The organism is Rhizobium sp. M10 (assembly GCF_002531955.1).
GTDB classification, from domain to species: Bacteria; Pseudomonadota; Alphaproteobacteria; order Rhizobiales; family Rhizobiaceae; genus Rhizobium; species Rhizobium etli_C.
On sequence record NZ_NWTA01000012.1, the window covers coordinates 62,754 to 82,089 of the forward strand.

Annotated in this window: 20 protein-coding genes; 9 read left to right on the forward strand and 11 right to left on the reverse strand. The window is 62.8% G+C overall.

Annotation, left to right across the window (positions count from 1 at the left end; all coding sequences use genetic code 11):
- Positions 1 to 148: 148 nt before the first annotated feature.
- From CO671_RS19925 to denD, 6 genes are all read right to left on the reverse strand, one after another.
- On the reverse strand, positions 149 to 1,048 hold the full coding sequence (locus tag CO671_RS19925) for a carbohydrate ABC transporter permease (protein ID WP_097607355.1): 900 nt from the start codon (positions 1,046 to 1,048) through the stop codon (positions 149 to 151).
- A gap of 11 nt (positions 1,049 to 1,059) precedes the next feature.
- Positions 1,060 to 1,992 (reverse strand): sugar ABC transporter permease, encoded by a 933-nt coding sequence (locus CO671_RS19930; protein WP_097607356.1) that lies wholly within the window; start codon positions 1,990 to 1,992, stop codon positions 1,060 to 1,062.
- An 80-nt stretch (positions 1,993 to 2,072) separates the two neighbouring features.
- Entirely contained in the window at positions 2,073 to 3,377 is a 1,305-nt protein-coding gene (locus tag CO671_RS19935; protein WP_097607357.1) for an ABC transporter substrate-binding protein, read from the reverse strand.
- 160 nt (positions 3,378 to 3,537) lie between these two features.
- Entirely contained in the window at positions 3,538 to 4,605 is a 1,068-nt protein-coding gene (ugpC, locus tag CO671_RS19940; protein WP_012489698.1) for a sn-glycerol-3-phosphate ABC transporter ATP-binding protein UgpC, read from the reverse strand.
- A gap of 76 nt (positions 4,606 to 4,681) precedes the next feature.
- Positions 4,682 to 5,455 (reverse strand): SDR family oxidoreductase, encoded by a 774-nt coding sequence (locus tag CO671_RS19945; RefSeq protein ID WP_097607358.1) that lies wholly within the window; start codon positions 5,453 to 5,455, stop codon positions 4,682 to 4,684.
- A complete protein-coding gene (gene denD / locus CO671_RS19950; protein ID WP_097607359.1) occupies positions 5,452 to 6,438 on the reverse strand; it encodes a D-erythronate dehydrogenase in 987 nt (328 codons plus the stop codon). Before denD ends, CO671_RS19945 begins: the two co-directional genes overlap by 4 nt.
- A 383-nt stretch (positions 6,439 to 6,821) precedes the next feature.
- Between denD and CO671_RS19960 the strand changes: the two genes are divergently transcribed.
- A complete protein-coding gene (locus tag CO671_RS19960) occupies positions 6,822 to 7,820 on the forward strand; it encodes a LacI family DNA-binding transcriptional regulator (RefSeq protein ID WP_097607485.1) in 999 nt (332 codons plus the stop codon).
- Positions 7,821 to 8,016: 196 nt separating this feature from the next.
- On the opposite strand, the gene CO671_RS19965 is transcribed toward CO671_RS19960, so the two are convergent.
- A complete protein-coding gene (locus tag CO671_RS19965) occupies positions 8,017 to 8,484 on the reverse strand; it encodes an NUDIX domain-containing protein (RefSeq protein WP_097607361.1) in 468 nt (155 codons plus the stop codon).
- Positions 8,485 to 8,579: 95 nt separating this feature from the next.
- On the opposite strand from CO671_RS19965, the gene CO671_RS19970 reads away from it, so the two are divergent.
- From CO671_RS19970 to CO671_RS34600, 4 genes are read left to right on the forward strand one after another with little or no spacing between them, the layout of a single operon-like run.
- Positions 8,580 to 9,401: a DUF1206 domain-containing protein gene (locus CO671_RS19970; protein WP_097607362.1), complete on the forward strand. Its 822-nt coding sequence runs from the start codon at positions 8,580 to 8,582 to the stop codon at positions 9,399 to 9,401.
- A gap of 48 nt (positions 9,402 to 9,449) precedes the next feature.
- On the forward strand, positions 9,450 to 9,947 hold the full coding sequence (locus CO671_RS19975; protein WP_097607486.1) for a metallophosphoesterase family protein: 498 nt from the start codon (positions 9,450 to 9,452) through the stop codon (positions 9,945 to 9,947).
- Positions 9,948 to 9,975: 28 nt separating this feature from the next.
- Positions 9,976 to 10,557, forward strand: coding sequence for a GXWXG domain-containing protein (locus tag CO671_RS19980; protein ID WP_097607363.1), 582 nt, complete (start codon positions 9,976 to 9,978; stop codon positions 10,555 to 10,557).
- Between the two features lie 60 nt (positions 10,558 to 10,617).
- On the forward strand, positions 10,618 to 11,136 hold the full coding sequence (locus CO671_RS34600; protein ID WP_097607364.1) for a hypothetical protein: 519 nt from the start codon (positions 10,618 to 10,620) through the stop codon (positions 11,134 to 11,136).
- 172 nt (positions 11,137 to 11,308) lie between these two features.
- Here CO671_RS34600 and CO671_RS19990 read toward each other — a convergent pair whose 3' ends face one another.
- Together CO671_RS19990 and CO671_RS19995 are read right to left on the reverse strand one after the other, a co-directional pair.
- Positions 11,309 to 11,665 carry a response regulator gene (locus CO671_RS19990; protein WP_097607365.1) on the reverse strand — a complete coding sequence of 119 codons (357 nt, stop codon included), beginning with the start codon at positions 11,663 to 11,665 and terminating at the stop codon, positions 11,309 to 11,311.
- A complete protein-coding gene (locus CO671_RS19995) occupies positions 11,662 to 13,356 on the reverse strand; it encodes an HWE histidine kinase domain-containing protein (RefSeq protein WP_097607366.1) in 1,695 nt (564 codons plus the stop codon). Before CO671_RS19995 ends, CO671_RS19990 begins: the two co-directional genes overlap by 4 nt.
- 143 nt (positions 13,357 to 13,499) lie before the next feature.
- Between CO671_RS19995 and CO671_RS20000 the strand changes: the two genes are divergently transcribed.
- The gene (locus tag CO671_RS20000; protein ID WP_097607367.1) at positions 13,500 to 14,792 is read left to right on the forward strand and encodes a diguanylate cyclase; all 1,293 of its coding nucleotides are present in this window, start codon (positions 13,500 to 13,502) and stop codon (positions 14,790 to 14,792) included.
- 50 nt (positions 14,793 to 14,842) lie between these two features.
- Here the strand turns inward: CO671_RS20000 and CO671_RS20005 are convergent, their stop codons facing one another.
- On the reverse strand, positions 14,843 to 15,040 hold the full coding sequence (locus CO671_RS20005; RefSeq protein ID WP_170965015.1) for a hypothetical protein: 198 nt from the start codon (positions 15,038 to 15,040) through the stop codon (positions 14,843 to 14,845).
- Between the two features lie 242 nt (positions 15,041 to 15,282).
- Between CO671_RS20005 and CO671_RS20010 the strand changes: the two genes are divergently transcribed.
- The 3 genes from CO671_RS20010 (at position 15,283) to CO671_RS20020 (ending at position 18,290) form a co-directional block, all read left to right on the forward strand.
- Positions 15,283 to 15,978, forward strand: coding sequence for a GntR family transcriptional regulator (locus CO671_RS20010; RefSeq protein ID WP_097607369.1), 696 nt, complete (start codon positions 15,283 to 15,285; stop codon positions 15,976 to 15,978).
- A 75-nt stretch (positions 15,979 to 16,053) separates the two neighbouring features.
- Positions 16,054 to 16,941 carry a dihydrodipicolinate synthase family protein gene (locus tag CO671_RS20015; protein WP_097607370.1) on the forward strand — a complete coding sequence of 296 codons (888 nt, stop codon included), beginning with the start codon at positions 16,054 to 16,056 and terminating at the stop codon, positions 16,939 to 16,941.
- A 2-nt stretch (positions 16,942 to 16,943) separates the two neighbouring features.
- Positions 16,944 to 18,290, forward strand: a complete 1,347-nt coding sequence (locus CO671_RS20020) for an FAD-binding oxidoreductase (RefSeq protein WP_097607371.1) — start codon at positions 16,944 to 16,946, stop codon at positions 18,288 to 18,290.
- Between the two features lie 9 nt (positions 18,291 to 18,299).
- Here the strand turns inward: CO671_RS20020 and CO671_RS20025 are convergent, their stop codons facing one another.
- The gene (locus CO671_RS20025) at positions 18,300 to 19,334 is read right to left on the reverse strand and encodes an L-idonate 5-dehydrogenase (protein ID WP_097607372.1); all 1,035 of its coding nucleotides are present in this window, start codon (positions 19,332 to 19,334) and stop codon (positions 18,300 to 18,302) included.
- Positions 19,335 to 19,336: the final 2 nt, after the last annotated feature.

Here is a 19,336-nt window from a genome sequence, read left to right on the forward strand (position 1 = left end):
GCCCTTGCCGAAAACCGGGCGACTGAGTATCGGCGCGTTGGAGCGAAATCGCACTGCTACCCTGCACTTTCAGGCTGCGTGCAGAGCAGTTTCGATGGCAAGGCAAAATGACTTGCCTTGCCCGTTGCCGCTAAGCCCGGTCCGGGCGCTACTCCTTCACCGCCCCTGTCATCGACGACACGTAGTAGTCGACGAAGAAGGAATAGAGGATGACCACAGGCAGTGAGCCGAACAGCGCCCCGGCCATCAGCGATCCCCATTCGAAGACGTCGCCGCGCACCAGTTCGGTCAAGACGCCGACCGGAATGGTCTTGTTCTCCGAGGACTGGATGAAGGTCAGCGCGTAGATGAACTCGTTCCACGACAGCGTGAAGGCGAAGATGCCGGCCGAGATCAGGCCGGGCACCGCGAGCGGCAGGATGATCTTGACCAGGATCTGCCAGCGGTTGGCGCCGTCCACCAGGGCGCTCTCCTCGAGTTCGAACGGGATCGAGCGGAAATAGCCCATCAGCAGCCAGGTGCAGAAGGGAATGAGGAAGGTCGGGTAGGTGAAGATCAGCGCCAGGCGCGAGTCGTAGATGCCGAGCTTGAAGACGATGAAGGCGAGCGGGATGAACAGGATCGACGGCGGGATGAGATAGGCGAGAAAGATGACGAGGCCGATCTGCCGCGAGCCGGTGAAACGCACGCGCTCGATCGCATACGCGCCGAAGACCGAGGCCACCAGCGACAGCGCCGTCGATCCCACCGCCACCAGCATCGTGTTCCACAGCCAGCCGGGATAGGACGTTTCGAGGAAGAGGTATTCGATGTGGTCGAGCGTCGGCCCGATCACCCAGAAGGGACTGTAATTGTTGTAGTCCGTCAGCTGCTCGTTCGGCTTCACGGCGGTGATCGCCATCCAGTAGAAGGGAAAGAGCAGCACGAAGACGAAGACCGCCATCGGCAGATAGAGCATCACCACGCGCCGCGGCAGCCGGTTCAGGTAGCTCATGCCCTCGGCATTGTCGGTCAGGACCTGATCGGCGGTTTTGAGATTGGTCGACATCGTTATTCCCCCTAATCCTGGCCGCCCTGCTGCCATTTGCGGCGTTGCAGGCCGAAGAAGCTGAACATGATGGCGCCGAGCAGGAAGGGCACCATGGCGACGGCGATGGCCGCCCCCTCGCCCAGCTGCCCGCCCGGAATGCCGCGCTGGAAGGAGAGTGTCGCCATCAGATGCGTGGCGTTGACCGGCCCGCCCTTGGTCAGCACGTAGATCAGCTGGAAATCCGTGAAGGTGAAGAGCACCGAGAACGTCATGACGACGGCGATGATCGGCGTCAGCATCGGCAGCGTCACATAGCGGAAGCGCTGCCAGCTCGTCGCGCCATCGAGCGAGGCGGCCTCCTGCAGCGAGGCCGGGATGGTCTGCAGGCCGGCGAGCAGCGAGATCGCCACGAAGGGGATGCCGCGCCAGACATTGGCGACGATGACCGAGATGCGGGCATTGGTGGGATCGCCGAGGAAGTTGATCGGCGCGTCGATCAGCCCGAGCTTCATCAGCGACCAAGAGACGATCGAGAACTGGGAATCGTAGATCCACCAGAAGGCGAGCGCCGAAAGCACCGTCGGCACCACCCAGGGCAGGAGCACAATCGCCCGGAAGAAGGATTTGAACGGCAGGTGCTGGTTCAGAAGCAGCGCCAGCCAGAGGCCGAGCGCGAACTTCAGCGCCGAGGCGATGACCGTGTAGAGAATGGTATTGAAGACCGACAGCCAGAAGACGGCGTCGTCGGCGAGGAACTGGTAGTTCTCCAGGCCGATGAAGATGCCGTCACGGCCGATCCGCGTGTCGGTGAAGCCAAGCCAGACGCCGAGCCCCAGAGGGTAGGTCAGGAAGCAGACAAGAAACACCGCGGCCGGCAGCATGAACAGGAAGCCGAGCACATTGTTATTCTGCATAAGCGAGGAGATCGGTCCACGCGTATCCCCGGATTTCAAGGTCGACATTGCTTGTCTCCAGATTGCATTCAGTTCTTGAGAGACGGACGGCATGCCGGCTGCCGGCATGCCGTCCGCCTGACTCTGGATCAGACGCGGTAGTAGCGGTTCGCCCGGCGTTCGGCTTCCTTCATTGCGTCCTCGGGCGACTTCTGGCCGGTAACGGCGGCAGCATACATGTCGACGAGCACATAATCGGCCATGGTCGCCGCCGAGGCGTAGCCGAGCGGGCCGGCATAGCCGTTCGGGCGCAGCCTTTCCGAAGCGCGCGCATAGGGCGCGTGGACCGGGTCGGCGGTCCAGACCGGATTCTTGGCGAAGGCCTTGAGCGGCTGGCAGCAATAGGCGCTGGAGCCTTGGATCCAGGCGTTCATCTGGTCGGCTTCCATCATGAACTTGATGTAGGCCTTGGCCGCTTCCGGATATTTGGTGTGCTTGAAGAGCAGCAGCGAGCTCGTCTGGAAAAGCTCGACGCTCTTGCCGACCGGTCCGATCGGGAAGTTCGTCGTGCGCATGTCCTTGGCGATCTCGGCGAGCTTCGGATCGTTCTTGGCCGTGTAATAGACCGAGACGCCATTTGCGATCAGCGATACCTGGCCCGCCAGGAAGGCGCGGTTGTTGTTGACGTCCTGCCAGCTTTCCGTGCCCGGAATGAAGGTTGCGTAGAGCTCCTTGGCGTAGTTGATCGAGGCGAGCGTTTCCGGGCTGTTGATCGTCACCGTGCCGCTTTCATCGACCATCTTGCCGCCATGGCTCCAGAGCAGCCAATGGGCGTAGTTGTTGCCGTCGCCGACCGCCTTGCCGTGCGGGAAGCCGGCGGGCGTGCCCTTCGCCTTCATGGCCTTGCATAACTCGAGGAAGCCCGCGGTATCGTTCGGAAATTCGTTGAAGCCGGCCGCCTTGACGTGGCTGTCGCGATAGACGACCGCATTGCCGATCGCCGTCAGCGGCATGGCGATGAACTTGTCGTCGCGGGTGGCGTAACCCTTCACGCCGTCGTACCAGCCCTCATATTTGTTGCCGAGATAGTTGCCGAGTTCGGTGAGATCGACCAGCTTGTCCGGATATTGATGCGCGTCGTCGAACCAGCACATGATGAGGTCGGGACCGGAGCCGACATTGGCCGCGACGGCTGCCTTCGGACGGATGTCCTCCCAGCTTTCCTTGTCGATGCGCACTTCCACGCCAGTGGCTTCGGTGAATTTCTTGGTATTGGCGATCCAGGCATCCTCATCGCCCTTCACGAAAGGCGTCCAGCGCAGGAGCCTGAGGCTCGCGCCGCTTTCCGGCGTGTAGGTCGGTTCGGCCTGCGCCAGAGATGGCCTGATGCAGAGACCGGCAACGCCGGCAACGGCTGCCGATGCGGCAAGAAATTCACGTCTCTTGATCGTCATGAGATTCCTCCTCATTGAAACAGCGGGAGCAATTCTCCGGCATCCACCTCCCGCTTGGTGAACGGCGGCCTGGCATCTCCGGGGGAGCTTGCGCTCCCGGGATGCTTGCTCTCCGGCGGCAGGGAGAACTCCTCCTCTCCCGTGCCGCCGCCGGATGGCGTCAGTCGGTCAACCTCTTGCCGCCTTCGGCATCGAAGAGGTGAACATGCGCGGCGTCGATCGCCACGCGGATGGCTTCACCCGGGCGGGCATCGACACGCTCGCGGAAGACGCAGCTGACCTCGCTGCCGCCAAGGCGCACGGTCAGATGTGTTTCATAACCGGTCGGCTCGATCACCACGATCTCGGCCGGCAGCCCATTCGGATCGAGCGAGATATATTCGGGGCGTAGCCCGTAAACGAGGTCGCGGCCCACAGCGCTCGCAGGCGGATTGGCGACCGGCAGCCGCGTGCCGTTGGCCGCGACGAATTGACCGGGATTTTCCGGATCGAGCCTGCCGTGGATCATGTTCATCGCCGGCGAGCCGATGAAACCGCCGACGAAGAGATTGGCGGGACGGTCGTAAAGCTCGAGCGGCGAACCGATCTGCTCGACGATGCCGTCATGCATGACGACGATCTTGTCGGCCATCGTCATCGCCTCGATCTGGTCATGGGTGACGTAGACGGTCGTCGTCTTCAGGCGCTGGTGCAGTTCCTTGATCTCGGCGCGCATGGCGACGCGCAGTTTCGCGTCGAGGTTGGAGAGCGGCTCGTCGAACAGGAAAACTTCAGGATCGCGCACGATGGCGCGGCCCATGGCGACGCGCTGGCGCTGGCCGCCGGAAAGCTGGCGCGGATAGCGGTCGAGCAGCTTGTCGAGGCCGAGGATGCCGGCGGCATATTTCACCCGTTTCTCGGCTTCCGCCTTCGGCGCCTTGTTGAGCATGAGCGAAAAGCCCATGTTCTGCTCCACCGTCATATGCGGATAGAGCGCATAATTCTGGAAGACCATGGCGATGTCGCGGTCCTTCGGCGGCAGCGTGTTGACGACGCGCCCGCCGATCTTGATTTCGCCGCCGGAAATATTCTCGAGCCCGGCCAGCATCCTCAGAAGGGTCGACTTGCCGCAGCCCGAGGGGCCGACGAGGATGACGAATTCCCCATCGGCAATATCGATGTCCACCCCCTTGATAACGGGATGCGCGCCGAATGATTTCCGGACATCTTCGAATTGAACGTTTGCCATACTCCCTCCTCCCAGATCATGAGCATTACGCAAGCACTGTATCTATGTCGTTTTCGGCCGGCGGCAGCCCGCCTTCTCACCCCCGCCCGACAAATGGCATCTTTGTCGCCATCACGGTCATGGTCAGCACATTGGCGCTGAGCGGCAGGCCCGCCATGTAGACGATCGCATCGGCAATATGCGCCGGGTCGATCGTCGCCTCCGCGGCAATACTGCCGTTTGCCTGCAAGACGCCGGCCGCAATCCTCGTCGTCATGTCGCTTGCGGCATTGCCGATATCGATCTGGCCGCAGGCGATGTCGAATTCGCGCCCGTCGAGGGCGGTGGATTTGGTCAGTCCTGTAATGGCATGCTTCGTCGCCGTGTAAGGTGCGGAATTCGGGCGCGGCGTGGTGGCGGAAACAGAGCCGTTATTGATGATGCGCCCGCCGCGCGGGTTCTGGCTCTTCATCAGCCGGAAGGCCTGCTGGGTGCAGAGAAAAGCGCCGGTGAGATTGGCGGCGACGATGGCGCTCCACTGCTCAAAGGAAACCTCCTCCAGCGGCACCCCCGGCACAGTGACGCCGGCATTGTTGACCAGGAGGTCGAGCCGCCCGTATTTTTCCAAGATCGCATCGAAGAGCGCGCGAACGGAGTCCGGATCGCCGACATCGGCGGAAACCGCGAAGAACTCCGCGCCGGTTTCGCCACCAAGCTCGGTTGCCGCCTTTTCAAGCACGTCGGCCCGCCGTCCTGAAATGACGACCGTGTAGCCGGCAGCGCCGAGCCCCCGCGATATGGCACGCCCGACGCCGGTGCCGCCGCCGGTGACAAGCGCGATCCTTGCCTCTCCGCTGGCCGATATGCTCATGCGATCCTCCCGCCCAGTTCATCCTCGATATGCACCTTCAGGATCTCGTCAAAGCTCGTCTCCGCCTTGAAGCCGAGCGAAGACGCTCTCTCGGCGTCGAACTGGGTCGGCCAGCCGGCGACGATGCGTTCGATCACCGGATCGGGCACGCGTTTGATGAGCGCGACCGCCTTGTCGCCGGCCACGCGGCGCAGCGCTTCGATCTCTTCGGAGACCAGCGCGGAAAGGCCCGGCATGGTGAGGTTGCGCCGCGCCCCGATCCGTGCCGTATCGATCGTCGCGGCATGGACGAAGAAGCCGACGGCCGCGCGCGGGCTTGCAAACCAGTGCCGCACGTTGTCGCTGACCGGCAGCACCGCTTCCTTGCCGACCAGCGGTTCGCGCAGGATATTGGAGAAGAAGCCCGATGCCGCCTTGTTCGGTGTGCCGGGCCGCACGCAGATGGTCGGCAGCCGGATGCCGATGCCGTCGAAAATGCCGCGGCGGGAATAATCTGCGAGCAGCAGTTCGGCGATCGCCTTCTGGGTGCCGTAGCTCGTCAGCGGCGTGGTGAAGAATTCGTCGGGAATGACCTCGGGAAACGGTGTGCCGAAGACGGCGATCGAGGACGCGAAGACGAGGCGCGGCACATAGGGGTTCGTCAGACCGGCCTGGCGGATCGCATCGAACAGGGCGCGCGTGCCGTCGAGATTGACGGCGTAACCCTTGTCGAAATCCGCTTCCGCCTCACCCGAGACGATGGCGGCGAGATGAAAGATCAGCTCCGGCCGGCCTTCGATCAGCCTGTCGGCGGCGCCGGCACCGGCGAGGTCGACCGTCAGCGCCGTCGAGACCGGCCGGAGCGCTTCCGGCACCGGCGGCTGAAAGGCGTCCACCAGCGTCAGCCGGGTGACGGGCCGGCCGAAAGCCAGCGGCTCGCGCGCGATCTTCTCAACCAGCTTGCGGCCGACCATACCGGCTGCGCCCAAAATCATCACATGCATGGCGGCTCTTCCTCCCGTTCGGCCGGTGTCGTCGGCAAGATCGCGCTGCTCGTCGCATTGTCCTGGCGGTCAGTGCCTGTCGCAGCTGGCGGCGCGATCGGAATCTGTCCGATCGAATTCAGATAGGTCTGCAACCCGCAGGTCAAGCCGGCTTGGCTGATCCGCAGATCCTCGCAGTCAAATATTCGTACGATGCGGGACGCCCGAAGCTGTGTCCGTCCCGTTTCTGCTCCAGGGTTTGATCGTTGGTATCGATACCGGTATCGGTAACAACGCCTATTTTGGTCGCATGTGTCAAGTAGTGCGTGTTTTCCTTTTTTGGAAAAGAGCCTATGAATCTGGTGTTGGCCGCTGGCGAGGCAATTCGACTAAGGAATCGTGCGATGCGTAAATCCACACTGGAAGAGGTTGCTGCCGCGGCCGGCGTCAGCAAGATGACGGCATCACGGGCCCTTCGCGGCGCGGCCGACGTCTCCAAGGAGACCCGCGCAAAAGTGCTCCAGCAGGCCGAACGGCTGAGCTATGTCGGCAACCGGCTGGCGCTCTCGCTGTCGTCGCAGCGCACCAACCTCGTCGCCGTCGTCGTTCCCAGCATGTCCAACATCGTCTTTCCCGAGATGCTGGCGGGCATCTCGGCCGGACTGCGGGGATCCGGCATGCAGGCAGTGTTCGGCATCTCCGACTACGATATGGCGAAAGAGCGTGAGATCATCCGCGACATGCTCTCCTGGCGGCCTGCCGCCATCATCGTGACAGGCCTCGATCAGCCGGCGGAAACGGTCAGAATGCTGCAGAATGCGGAGATCCCGGTGATCCAGCTGATGGACCTCGACGGCACGCCCATCGATTTCAACGTCGGGCTTTCTCATGGCAAGGCGGGAGAGGAGATGGCAAGAGCGCTTTTGGCGGCAGGCCGGCGGCGGTTCGGTTATATCGGCAGCGCAATCGACAGGGACTTGCGGGCCGGCAAGCGGAAGGCCGGCTTTGAGAAGGCCCTGCGCGAGAGCGGCCTTTCTTTCGTGGCGGAGCGGTTCAACGCCGCCTATTCTTCGGTGGCCCACGGCAAGCGGCTGACGATGTCCATGCTCGCGGCAACGCGCGATCTCGATTGCATTTACTATTCCAACGACGACATGGCGACCGGCGGCGCCTTCGCATGCCTGGAACTCGGCGTTTCCAGCCCCGCCGATATTCTGATTGCCGGATTCAACGGACTTGATGTCGCCCGCGCCCTGCCCGTCAAGATCGCGACCTCGATCTCGCCGCGGCGTCAGATGGGCGAAGCTGCCGCCGCACTTCTGCTTGCTGCGAGCAGAAGTGACGGAAATCCGCCTTCCGAAAAGATCATCGTGTTCGATCCCGAGATTACCGGCGTCGATTAAGCTCCAGCAACCGCTCGTCAACAAAGCCTATCTGCATCCGATCGCGGATGGCTGATGGCGTCTGCGAGGCAGATAGACGTCGTCCGGCCGGCGTGCCGCCGAAACACTATCCTATGGCCTGATCGCCTATACTTTGCTCGAGGCCGCCGGCCGCTCCTTCATTCTTGTCGGAACCGAGTGATCGCAATACCTCCTTTCATCGGTCTCGACCGAGCTGTTTTGCCAGATCTGCAAGCATTGCGACCTGCCCCTTGAGAATCTTGATCTCAGCCTCTGCGGTGGGAAACCACTCGGCGCGGTCGACTTCGGGAAAATTCTGCAAACGGCCCGATCGCGGTGGCCATTCGAGCTGAAACACTGAACTGCGCACCTTCGCGACATCAAGCTCCGCCTCCACCGACCAGACGACGACGATTTTTCCGCCCGGTTGGCGATATTCGCCGAGCGGGGCGAAGGCTCCCTGGATTTCCACGCCGAGCTCCTCCCGCGCCTCCCGAATTGCCGCCGACAGCTCGTCTTCACCAGCTTCGATCAATCCCTTCGGGATCGACCAGGCGCCCTCGTCCTTCTTTGCCCAGAACGGACCCCCGGGATGCACGAGCAGGACCTCGGGCCCCGTCTCGGAAAGGCGGTGGATGAGAAGTCCGGCGCTACGGACCGGCATCGGCAACTCCCGGCATGAGCGTGGCCTTTTCGTCGACAACTTTCCGCGTGGTGGCGCGTTAGGGGTGACAGCCACACAGATGCGCGGAGTATATCATGGCCAAAGGATTTCGTTTCGACCTGCTTGCCAAGAGCGGTTACGTGGCGCGCGGCGTCGTATTTCTGCTTGTGGCGGGCCTGGCCGTGTTCTCCGGCGTTGCCGGCGGACGGCCGGAAACGCAGTCGGCGCTTTCGACGCTGCTCGCACAGCCCTTCGGCCGCGTCTGGGTGGGGCTGATCGGCATCGGCCTTCTCGGTTTCGTGGCCTGGCGGCTGGCCCAGTCCTTGGCCGATTCGGACGGGCATGGCACCGGCGCCAAGGCGATCGCCATCCGCACGTTTCTCTTCGGCAGCGCCATCGTCTACCTCGGGCTTGCCGGATACGCGCTGGCACACGCGTTTTTCAGCGGTGGCGCAAGCCAAGGCTCGGGTGAGAAGGGATTGGCTCAGTGGATCATGTCGCAGCCGTTCGGTGCCTATCTTGCCGTTGCCGTCGGCCTCGGCTTCATCATCGGCGGGGTCGTGACGGCAGCCAAGGGCATCACCAGGAAATTCGAGCGCTATCTCAGGCTCGCCGATGCCAGCGGCGTGGTCACCACGGTCTGTGTCTACGGCCTCGTCGCCCGCGGCGTCGTCTTCGTGATCATGGGAATCTTCTTCGCCTATGCGGGTTTTCGCGTCGACCCGCAACAGGCGGGCAGCATGGCGGACGCGCTTGAATGGGTGAGACAGTTGCCTTTCGGCTCGATCCTTTATATCGCCATCGCGGCCGGACTGGCGGCCTTCGGGGTCTATAATCTCGTCGAGGCGCGCTATCGCGTCGTGCGCAGCCCGTCCCTTGCCGATGTCAAACATTCGATCCCGACAGCCGGCCATTGAAAAAAAGCGGTGACTTTCCAACCGGGCGAGCTGCGCCATCTCTGTCAGATGATTTACTTCACCGGCGATACCCATTTTGCAGATCCGCGCGTCCTTCGCATTGACCGACGCCCCTTCCCCGACATGGCCTCGCATGACGTGACGCTGATCCGGAACTGGAACGAAATCGTTGATCCGCAGGACGACATCTGGCACCTCGGCGACGTCATGTCCTTCCGTGGCGGGGATTGTGACCAGCTCCTTTCGATGCTGAACGGGCGCAAGCACCTCATCATCGGGAATAATGATCCGCCGACGACGACGGAGGCGAGGGGATGGGCGAGCGTGCAGCACTACAAGGAGATGACGCTGGACGATCATCTGCTGATCCTGTGCCACTACCCGTTCCGCACCTGGAACAAGATGGGCAAGAAATCGATCAATCTGCACGGACATTCCCATGGCCGCCTGAAGCCCCTGCCCCGCCAGTACGATGTCGGCGTCGATGCGAACGGTCTCAGGCCGGTGTCGCTGGACGCCTTGTTGTCAACGGAGCGAGCGCTGTGATCCGGCCGCATCGCGTGATTGGAAACGGATGGAAAGCATGGGCCGGCAGGACGAGATGAAGGCCTGGTTCTCTTCGCTGGAGCCGGTCCAGCCGGTCGAGATGATCGGCTTGTGGAGGGGGGCGGGTATTCCGTCGGATCACCCGCTCGACGGCGTTCTCGAGAACCTTGGCTGGTTCGGCAAGCGGTTTCACGCGGACATGCGCGCGGACGCCCTCCTCTTTCAGTGGCGAGCCGATCGGCTGGTCGCCATCGAACCCGGCTTTTTTCCAATCGGGCTGGCCATCAAAGCCGCACCGTTCGGGCGCACAAGGGTCGCCCGGAGCTGGTTCTCCTATCTGCAGAAGGCATTGCGTGCGAGGGGCACGACCGCGTCCCTTGCGCTTCAGACCTCGGGGGACGGGGTCACCGCCGCAATGCGTTACGACAGGCAGCCGATCGTCGATTGCTTTCGCAGAATGAATGGCCAAGAGCTGGCTGGCATGATGTGCATTACGGGCGACGCCCGTCGTTATTTCTTCAAGCTGCGAAGAATCGATGCCACCGCAGCGACGGCGGGGTCGTCGGGAAGCGGCCGCCCTTCACGCGCGCGGGCGGCAAAAACAATCTGACGCCGGGAACAATCTGCCATGCCGACCTGTTGTCCGGAGACGCAAACCAGGGGGGCTGCCATGCGTATGGTCCTGATCGCAACTTTTCTCTTGCTGCCTTGCCTGCCTGTCGGGGCAGTGGCGTCGGAGGTCGGTTTTTTGCAGTCTTTGGCCGGCGACTGGAGCGGGACTGGAAGGGTGCTCACGCGGATTGGCGGCACGAATCTGAAGGTTTCCTGCACCCTCCGATCTGATGCCAGCGCATCCACCGTTTCGATGAACGGGAAGTGTCGCGGCCTAGCGGTTTTCACCAGAAGCTTTTCGGCGACCGTCAAGGCCGCCGGAGAGCGTTATACCGGCAATTATGTCGGGCCGTCAGGACAGCCGTCGAAGCTTGCCGGCAGCAGGAAAGGTGCTGCCCTCAACCTGCGTGTGACCTGGGCGCGGCTGGTCAACGGCGATCGAGACGCAGTTTTGATGATCGAGAAAGTCGGGCAGAACCGGCTTCGACTGCAGACCGTCGACCAAGATCCTGCTTCCGGCCAGCCGGTCGTGACCAGTCGCATCGATTTGCAGCGGCCCTCGACGGCAGAAAGATAGCAGGCCGCTCGCTGCTCCCGGCGGCGCGACATCCCGATCGCTGTCTTGGTTTCAATGCTTTCTGGCGTGATGGTCGCCGCGATCGCCTGCTGTTGCAGCAGGGAAAACGCACGAGATTCCAAGGGATTGCCTGAAGTGTTCACATGAGCAAGCCCGTGCGTCGGCTCACGTATCAGGCAGCCATTCGGATGAGCGCGTCGCAGAGCTGTCGGGTGTCGTAAGGCTTGGGGAAGAAGACGCCGCGCTCGGGCAATTCATCTTTGTCCGGCTGCTTCATGCCGGAGACGATGATGATTTCAACGGGCGGCCAGCGATTGCGGACGGCTTTTGCGAGCTTCAAACCGTCCATCTTTCCCGGCATGTCGATGTCTGTGAACAGGATCCGAATGCCGGGCACGCTTTCGAAAAGCATCAGAGCCTCATCAGCATTGCGTGCTTCGAGCGCCTCCAAGCCTGCTTCCTCGACGATGCCGACCGCCATCATCAGCAGCAGAGCTTCGTCCTCGACCACGACTACCTTGGTTTTCATGTTTCGCTCGCATGCATGTCATCCTTACCCAGAGGGTCAACTTCGCCTCTCGCAACCGGTTCCCCGATCAAAAATATAACTTCGAAGACGAGGCCCCCGGGCCTGTAGTCCGACCTGGATCGCGCCTGCGCCTTCGCCGGGAAGGCCCGTTCTATCAGTATCGAGCCGAAGCCCCTTTTCGTCGGTGTCGAAACCGGCGGCCCATCCGCTTCCGTCCAGACGAGAAGGACGCGTCCGTCATCTTGCTTCCACTCGATGGTGACTGTTCCATTTTCACTTCCGAGACTTCCATACTTGGTTGCGTTGGTCGCCAGCTCGTGCACCACGAGCGAAAGCGGCAGGGCGACGTCTGCGGGAAGAACGACTTCCGGACCATCCATGCGAATGCGCTCGGCCTGCGAGGCGACGTGGGCACGCAAGGCCGCGAAGACAATCTCCCTGACAGACGAGGCCGATCCCTCGCGCGACAGGATGAGATCATAAGTGCCGGCGAGCGCTGCGAGCCTCTCGGCGAAGGAATTGTATCTTTCCGGATCGGAGCGTGAGAAGGTTTGCCGGGCGATCGCCTGAACGAGGGTGAAGCCATTCTTGACCCTATGCGCCAGTTCGCGGACAAGGAGGCTGCGCTCCTCCTCCGCCTCCTGGCTCTGGCGTCTTCGTTCATCGAGTTCGTCAAGCAGCCGGTCGAAGGTCGCACCGACGACACCGAGCTCGTCCGGTCCTTTCATGCCGGTGCGCGCCGTGGTTTGACCGCTGCGCCACTTTTCCATCACATCCGCGATCCTGGAGATCGGCACGAGGATGAAGCGGTTGCCGATGAAGATCGCGGCGAGGAAGGCAAAAAGCGCACCGCCGACAATGGCGAGCGTATTCATCGTCGTCGCCCGGTTGATCGGCGCGAAAGCTTCCTCCTTGGAGAAGCCGGCGCTGACATAGAGAGGGCTGGAGGGCAGCGCGATCGGGCGATAGCCGAGGATGCGTTCGGTTCCGTCCTGGCTCACCACATCGATCACGTCGGGCTGCTCGGCATGGATCAGGCGCTCAAGCGCATCGGGTACGACGGTGCCGACGAAGCGCTCGGGCGAGGGAACGCGCGCAACGATCGTTCCGTTGCCGTCGGCTATCGTCACCGCGTTGCCGGGAGCAACGCCGCGCTCGGTGATGCGGTTCTGCAGCCAGTCCAGCCGGATTCCGCTGACGATGACGGCCTTCATGGCGTCGCCCTCGATCAGGGGCATGGCGAGCGGCAGGACGGGTCTGTCGACAAGGCGGCTCTGCGTATAAGTGCCGACGACGAAAGCCTTGGTCGTGAGCATCTGCTGGAAATAATCTCGATCGGAGAACGTCACGCCCTCGGGAAAAGCCATGCTGCCGCAGATCGGCTGTCCGTCGAGCCCGACGACGAAGATGGTGCGGATGTTCGGAATGCTTTCGACAACCGCCTTGAGCGCCGCATTGCAAGCCGGGACGTCGAGCTGCCGGACGGAAGGCATGGCGGCGACGGAGACGAGAAGGGCGTGCAGGCCCTCTATGATCCGTTCGACTTCCGACGAGGCTTGTCTGGCCGCTTGTGCCGCGGATGCGCGCACTTCTTCATTGCGCTGGTGGCGCAGCGCGACTTCGTTGTAAACGAGCATCGCCACCACCGGCGCCAGCGCCGCGACCGCAACTGCGACCAGCTTAAGTCTCATCCTGTTTCCTCTCGGAATAAGGTAGGTAGCATGTCCGAGAGGGTCTGGCCCAGATCAACTTGTTTACAAAATATCAACGCAGGAATCCGGACGTCCGCGCGGCAACCTTGCCGAGTTTACGATTGCGGCTAGATAGTGCAAAGATGAATGATGCCAAAAGCACGTCCTTCGAAGGTTCTGCAGCCGGGTCCTTTTCGCCGCGGCCGCTGACCGGCGCGATGGCGGATGAGGTGGAACGCCTTTTATCGGGGCGAACCCGCGATATTCGCCTGACGGGCGACCTGCGGCGCCGGTTCGACGAAAGGCTATGGCGCCAGAGGGCGAAAGTCATCCGTTCCTGGATGACTTGGGTCGCCTTCGTCGATGTTCTGACGCTGGCGCTGAATGCCATGCTGCTTCCGCGTGAGGTTGCCCTGTTGATGGTCGCCCCGGCCTGCCTGCTGCCGCCGGCGGCGATCCTGACGGCGCTCGTCTGGACCAAGCCGCGCCCTGCGGCGGTTCAACGCGCATCGCTCCTCGGCGGAATGTGCGTCATCCTGCTGTCGGTCGCACTCGTCGGCGTCTTTGCGGGGGGCGAATTCTACGAGCGCCATTTGACCATCATGCTGTTCGTTGCCACGAGCGCAATCACCATCTTCAGCGTGCCGCTCGCCTGGACGATCGCAATCGCCTGTTATGCCCTCTGCCTCTATTTCACCTTTCAATGGTACAACCCGCTCGTGGACGCGGGCAGCGTCATAGCCGGGACGCTGTTCTTTTCCTGCGGGATCATCGCGACCGTGGTCGCCAGGCGAACGATGAACATTCTGGCGCAGAAGACATTTCTTCTGGACTGCAGGGATCAGCGCCGCGTCGCGGAATTGGCCGATGCCAATGCCCGATTGGAGCGGCTAGCCAGAACCGATCCGCTGACGGGGATCGCCAACCGTCGTTGGATGATGGAAACGCTCGAGAGCCTTTGGCGCCACGGCCGTGAAACCGGCATCGTCGCCATGCTCATGTGCGACATCGACCACTTCAAGGCGCTGAACGACAAGCTCGGGCATGGCGAAGGCGACCGCTGCCTTGTCAAGGTCGCCGGCATCATCCAGAGCTGCGTGCGCGCCGATCGCGACCTCGTCTCACGACACGGCGGCGAGGAATTTCTCATCGTCCTTCCGGATGTGGAAGAAGAAGAGGCTGTCGCGGTGGCGAAGCGAATACGTGAAAGCGTGGAAGCTGCCGCCCTTCCGAACCCGTCTTCCGGCGTCGGCCCGTCGGTGACGCTGAGCGTCGGGGTGGCCTTCAAATCGGCGGCCGACACCGGCGTTTCCCTGGCCAATCTCCAGCACGAAGCCGACGTCGCACTCTATCGCGCCAAGGAAGCAGGCCGCAACCAGGTCTGCGTCTTCCACCGTCCGCCACCCGCTGCCGAGCAGATCGCCGCCCGCCGCTGAAGGCGCAGCTGGCGTGGGATTTCAATCGACGCGCATCGGCGCAATCAGCGTCAGCGGATCACCAAAACCGCCGCCATGGCGACTGCCGAGATGAAGCCGGCGGCGCTGAGCCCGAACGTCAGATATTCTGTCGCTCTTTGTCGGTGGCCGAGCTCGACACTTCCAAGGACGGCCGCAATGCCTCCCGCTATCCAGCTCGCCAACGTCAGTGCGCCGAAGAAAAGCGCCCACTGCGTTGCTGTCTCCATGATTCTGCTCCCGTTTCGGCCGCCGCCCGGCAGGAACACTCCTGCGCGGGTCTATCAGTAACAAACCACGCCCGCATTGTTTCCACAGGGCGTTGCACTTTTTTGAACCACTCGGCACGCCGCTGCGCACCATCTCGCAGCTTGCCAAGCTTGTTGGCGCTGCGAAACAGCGGTTTGCAGCTTGACGTTTCCATATTGTCTACTTAATGTCTTCTAAAAGAATTATGAGGAGCTGCGACGAGATGAATAGCGAGACTGCCAGTCCTGATCGCAAAGCCAGCCTCGAACTTGCGCTGCGCAGGCGCATCCTGACGATGGAGCTGCCGCCGGGTTCGGTGCTGGATGAAGTGTCGTTAAGCGAAGAGTTCGGGCTCTCCCGTCCGCCGGTGCGCGAACTGATGCGGCAGATGGCCGGTGAGGGCTATATCGAGCTCGAGACCAACCGCGCCGCGCGCGTCAGCTCGATGAGTTATCAGGCGTTGCGCGACTTCTTCCTGCTCGCGCCGATGATTTATATTACCGCCAACAAGCTCGCGGCTGAGAACCGGACGAAAGGCGAACTCGAGGTCCTCAGAACGATCCAGCGTTCCTTCCGCAAGGCGGTCGAGGACTGCGATGTCGAAGGCCGGGTCTTCTACAACGACCAGTTCCACCGCCAGATCGGCGAAATGGCCCACAATGTCTACGTCGTCCCGAGCCTGCGCCGCCTGCAGATCGACCACGCCCGCATCGGCAAAATCTTCTACCAGCATCCGAATATGCCGCGCATGCAGGAGGAACTCGAGCTGGCGTCGGATCAGCACGAGGAGATGATCGAGGCGATCGAGCGGCGTGACGCCGAAGCCTCCGGTGAGCTGGCGCGTCTCCATATCGAACTCTCCCGGCGGAACATGGCGATGTACGCGGCCCCCGAAGGGTTGGAGACGCCGACCCTCTAAGCCGCCCGAGATCAATACACCCAGCTCAAGACAATCCGGCTCGACAGTTCGGCCAAACGCAACGGGATTTTATCGATGACCACCTTTCCCTTTCCAGGACTCAATCTCGCCATCACCACCCCGTTCGACGCTGCCGGCGGCATCGACTACGGACGGCTCGAAGCCAATGTCGAACGCTATCTTGCCGCAGGCGTGCGCAGCTTCCTGTTCAGCTCCGGCACCGGCATGCACGTCTATCTCTCCAAACAGGAATCCGAGGAGCTGGTCCGCCGTGGCGTCAAGATCGTCAACGGCCGCGCCAAGGTGATCGCCCAGACTTCGGCCTTGCTGGTGGAAGATGTGGTGGAGCGGACCGCCCGCGCCCGCGACGCCGGCGCCGAGGGCGTCATGGTGCTGCCGCCCTTCTTCGAAGGCCCGACCGACGACCAGGGCATTCTCGATTTCTACGCCGAGGTCGCCAAATCAGGCCTTCCGGTGATCGGCTATAACGTGCCCCAGGCGGTCGGCGTCGCCATCACGCCCGAGCTTCTCGGCAAGCTCAATGAAATTCCGGGCTTCTCCGCCGTCAAGGACAGCAGCGGCGACCTCGCAAAACAGGCAGGGCTCATCCGCACCGGCCGCTTCGTCATGAACGGCGCCGATCCTCTTGTGCCCTACGCGCTCTATGCCGGATGCGACGGTCTGATCTGGGGTGGCGCGAATTTCGCGCCGAAGACCTCAGTCGCTCTCGTCGAGGCGGCGTCTCAGCGCAAATGGGACGAGGTGCGTGAACTCTGGAAAATTTTGGAGCCGGCGATGGGTCTGATCTGGGAGGGTGATTACGTGCAGTCGGTCTATGCCGCCGCCGATATGGTCGGCTATGGCGCCGGTGTTCCGCGAAAGCCGCTGCGCGCCCTTGCGTCCGAAAAGCTGCCGGCGCTGCGGCGCTCGCTCGCGCCGCTCATGGAGCGGGAGGCGATTTGACAGTGAGCCGGGCCGCAAAGAACGTCTTCGTCGCATCGAAGCTTCCCAAACGCGCCGGCGTTTCAGGTTGGGTAGCGACACTCCCGCCGCGGAAGCCCCGGCCGGCACTGAGCGAAGCGATCTTAGCCGATGTGGCGATCATCGGCGGCGGTTTTGCCGGCCTGTCGGCGGCGCACCGGCTCTCGCGGCTCGATCCGACGCTGCGGGTCGCCGTTCTCGAAGCGGGCATCGTCGGCGAGGGTCCGGCCGGCGCCAATTCCGGCTTCATCATCGACCTGCCGCACGAAGTTTCCTCGGATGATTTCAGCGGCGAGTCGGAAGTCAAGTTCCGCGACTCCGTGCTGCTGCAGCGTTCGGCAATCGCGCTCGCGAGCGAGCTCGCGGCAGAGAACGGCTGGGGGAAGGAGCTGTTCGATCCGTGCGGCCGCTACAGCATCGCGATGAGCGCTGAAGGCGACAAGCATCTCGAAGCCTATTCGCGGCAGCTTGCGAAGATGGGTGAAGCGCATCGTCTACTCAAAGGGCAAGAAATCGAGGCCGTGACCGGATCGAGGGCCTTCACCTCGGGCCTGTTCTCGCCCGGCACGGTCATCATCCAGCCGGCCGCCTATGTAAGAGGCGTGGCCGACTGCCTGAAGGCGCCGGTGCGGCTTTGCGAGCAGACGCCTGTTGTCTCCTTCGAGCGCTTCGCCGGCGGCTGGCTGCTGAAGACGCCGCATGGATCGGTGCAGGCGGCAAAGATCATCCTCGCCAATAACGGCCATGCGGAAAGCTTCGGCTTCTTCCGCGGCCGCCTCCTCCACGTCTTCACCTACGCATCCCTGACGGAAGAGTTCGATCCGGCACGGCTCGGCGGCGAAAGAAATTGGGCGGCGACGCCTGCGCTGCCGATGGGAACGACAGTGCGGCGGATAAACACCGGTGGCGGAGACCGGATTCTGGTGCGTTCGCGATACAGTTATAATCCAGGCATCGAAACCAGCGATGCCGCCATCCGCAGCGCCGGCCGCCTGCATGACGGCAAGTTCGCCCATCGCTTCCCCACGCTTGCCGGTGTCGGCATGCAGTATCGCTGGGGCGGTGCGATGGCGCTGACGCACAACCATGTGCCGGCCTTCGGGGAAATCGAACGCGGCGTTTTCGCCGCCTGCGGCTGCAACGGCCTCGGCGCGTCGAACTCGACTGCCGCCGGCATTGCGGCGGCCGAACGTTTGCTGGGACACGAATCCGACCTCGGCCGCGTCTATGACAGGATGACCAAGCCGGTTTTGCTGCCGCCGCAGCCGCTGACGACGATCGGCGCGAAGATCCATCTCGCCTGGCGCGAATGGCGCGCCGGCAGGGAGTGACACAGGCTTCTAAAACGTAAGCTGTACCTTACAGGCGGCCGTCCGGTCGCCGGCCAGTGTGAAGGCTGTGTTGGCCTCTTCGAGGGGCAGGCTGTGGCTGATGATCGGCCGGACATCGATCTCGCGGCTGGAGATCAGCTCGACGGCGGCGGCGAATTCATCGTCGAAACGCTGCGTGCCGTGGATATGGAGTTCCTTGCCGACGATGGCGTTGAGCGGGATCGGGATCTCTCCGGTGACGCCGACCTGCACGATCGTGCCGCGCGGCCTGATGACGGCAATGGCGCTGCGGATGGCGGGTGCGGCGGCCGAGCATTCGAAGACGAGATCGAAATAGCCCTTGCCCGTCTCGAATTCGGCAAGTGCTGCAGCCTCTCGAGACACATTGATCGTCCGGCTCGCGCCCATCGCCTTGGCTCTCTCCAGCGCCGCATCGGCCAGATCGGTCACGATGATCTCGGCCGCGCCGTGATAGCGGGCGGCGGCAACCATCAGGCAGCCGATCGGGCCGGCGCCGGTGACGAGGACGCGCTTGCCGGCGATTTCTCCCGCACGCGATGCCGCATGCAGGCAAACGGCCAAGGGCTCGCTGCAGGCGGCTTCCGCAGCCGTCGTCGCCGCTCCCACTTCGAAGCACTGCTTGGCCGGCACGACCAGCCATTCCCGGAACATGCCCTGCTCATGAGGCAGGCGCATCGCGCTGCCCATGAAACGCATGTCGAGGCAGTGGATCGGCAGTCCCTTCCCGCAATATTCGCATTGGCCGCAGGGCTGGCTCGGGTTGACCGCCACCAGCGTCCCGGGTTTCAGGTCTGCCCCTTCCCCTGCCCTCTCCACGATTCCCGATGCCTCGTGACCGGGTATGATCGGTTCGCGCACCCGGATCGGTCCGAAGCCGCCGTCCTGATAATAATGCAGGTCGGAGCCGCAGATGCCTGCGGCTGCCATTTTCAGCAGCACCTGGCCTGGGCCGGGGGGCGCAACGGTGTCGGCCTCGATCCTGAGATCACCCTTTTGGTAAAGCCGTGCCAGACGTGTTTGCATCA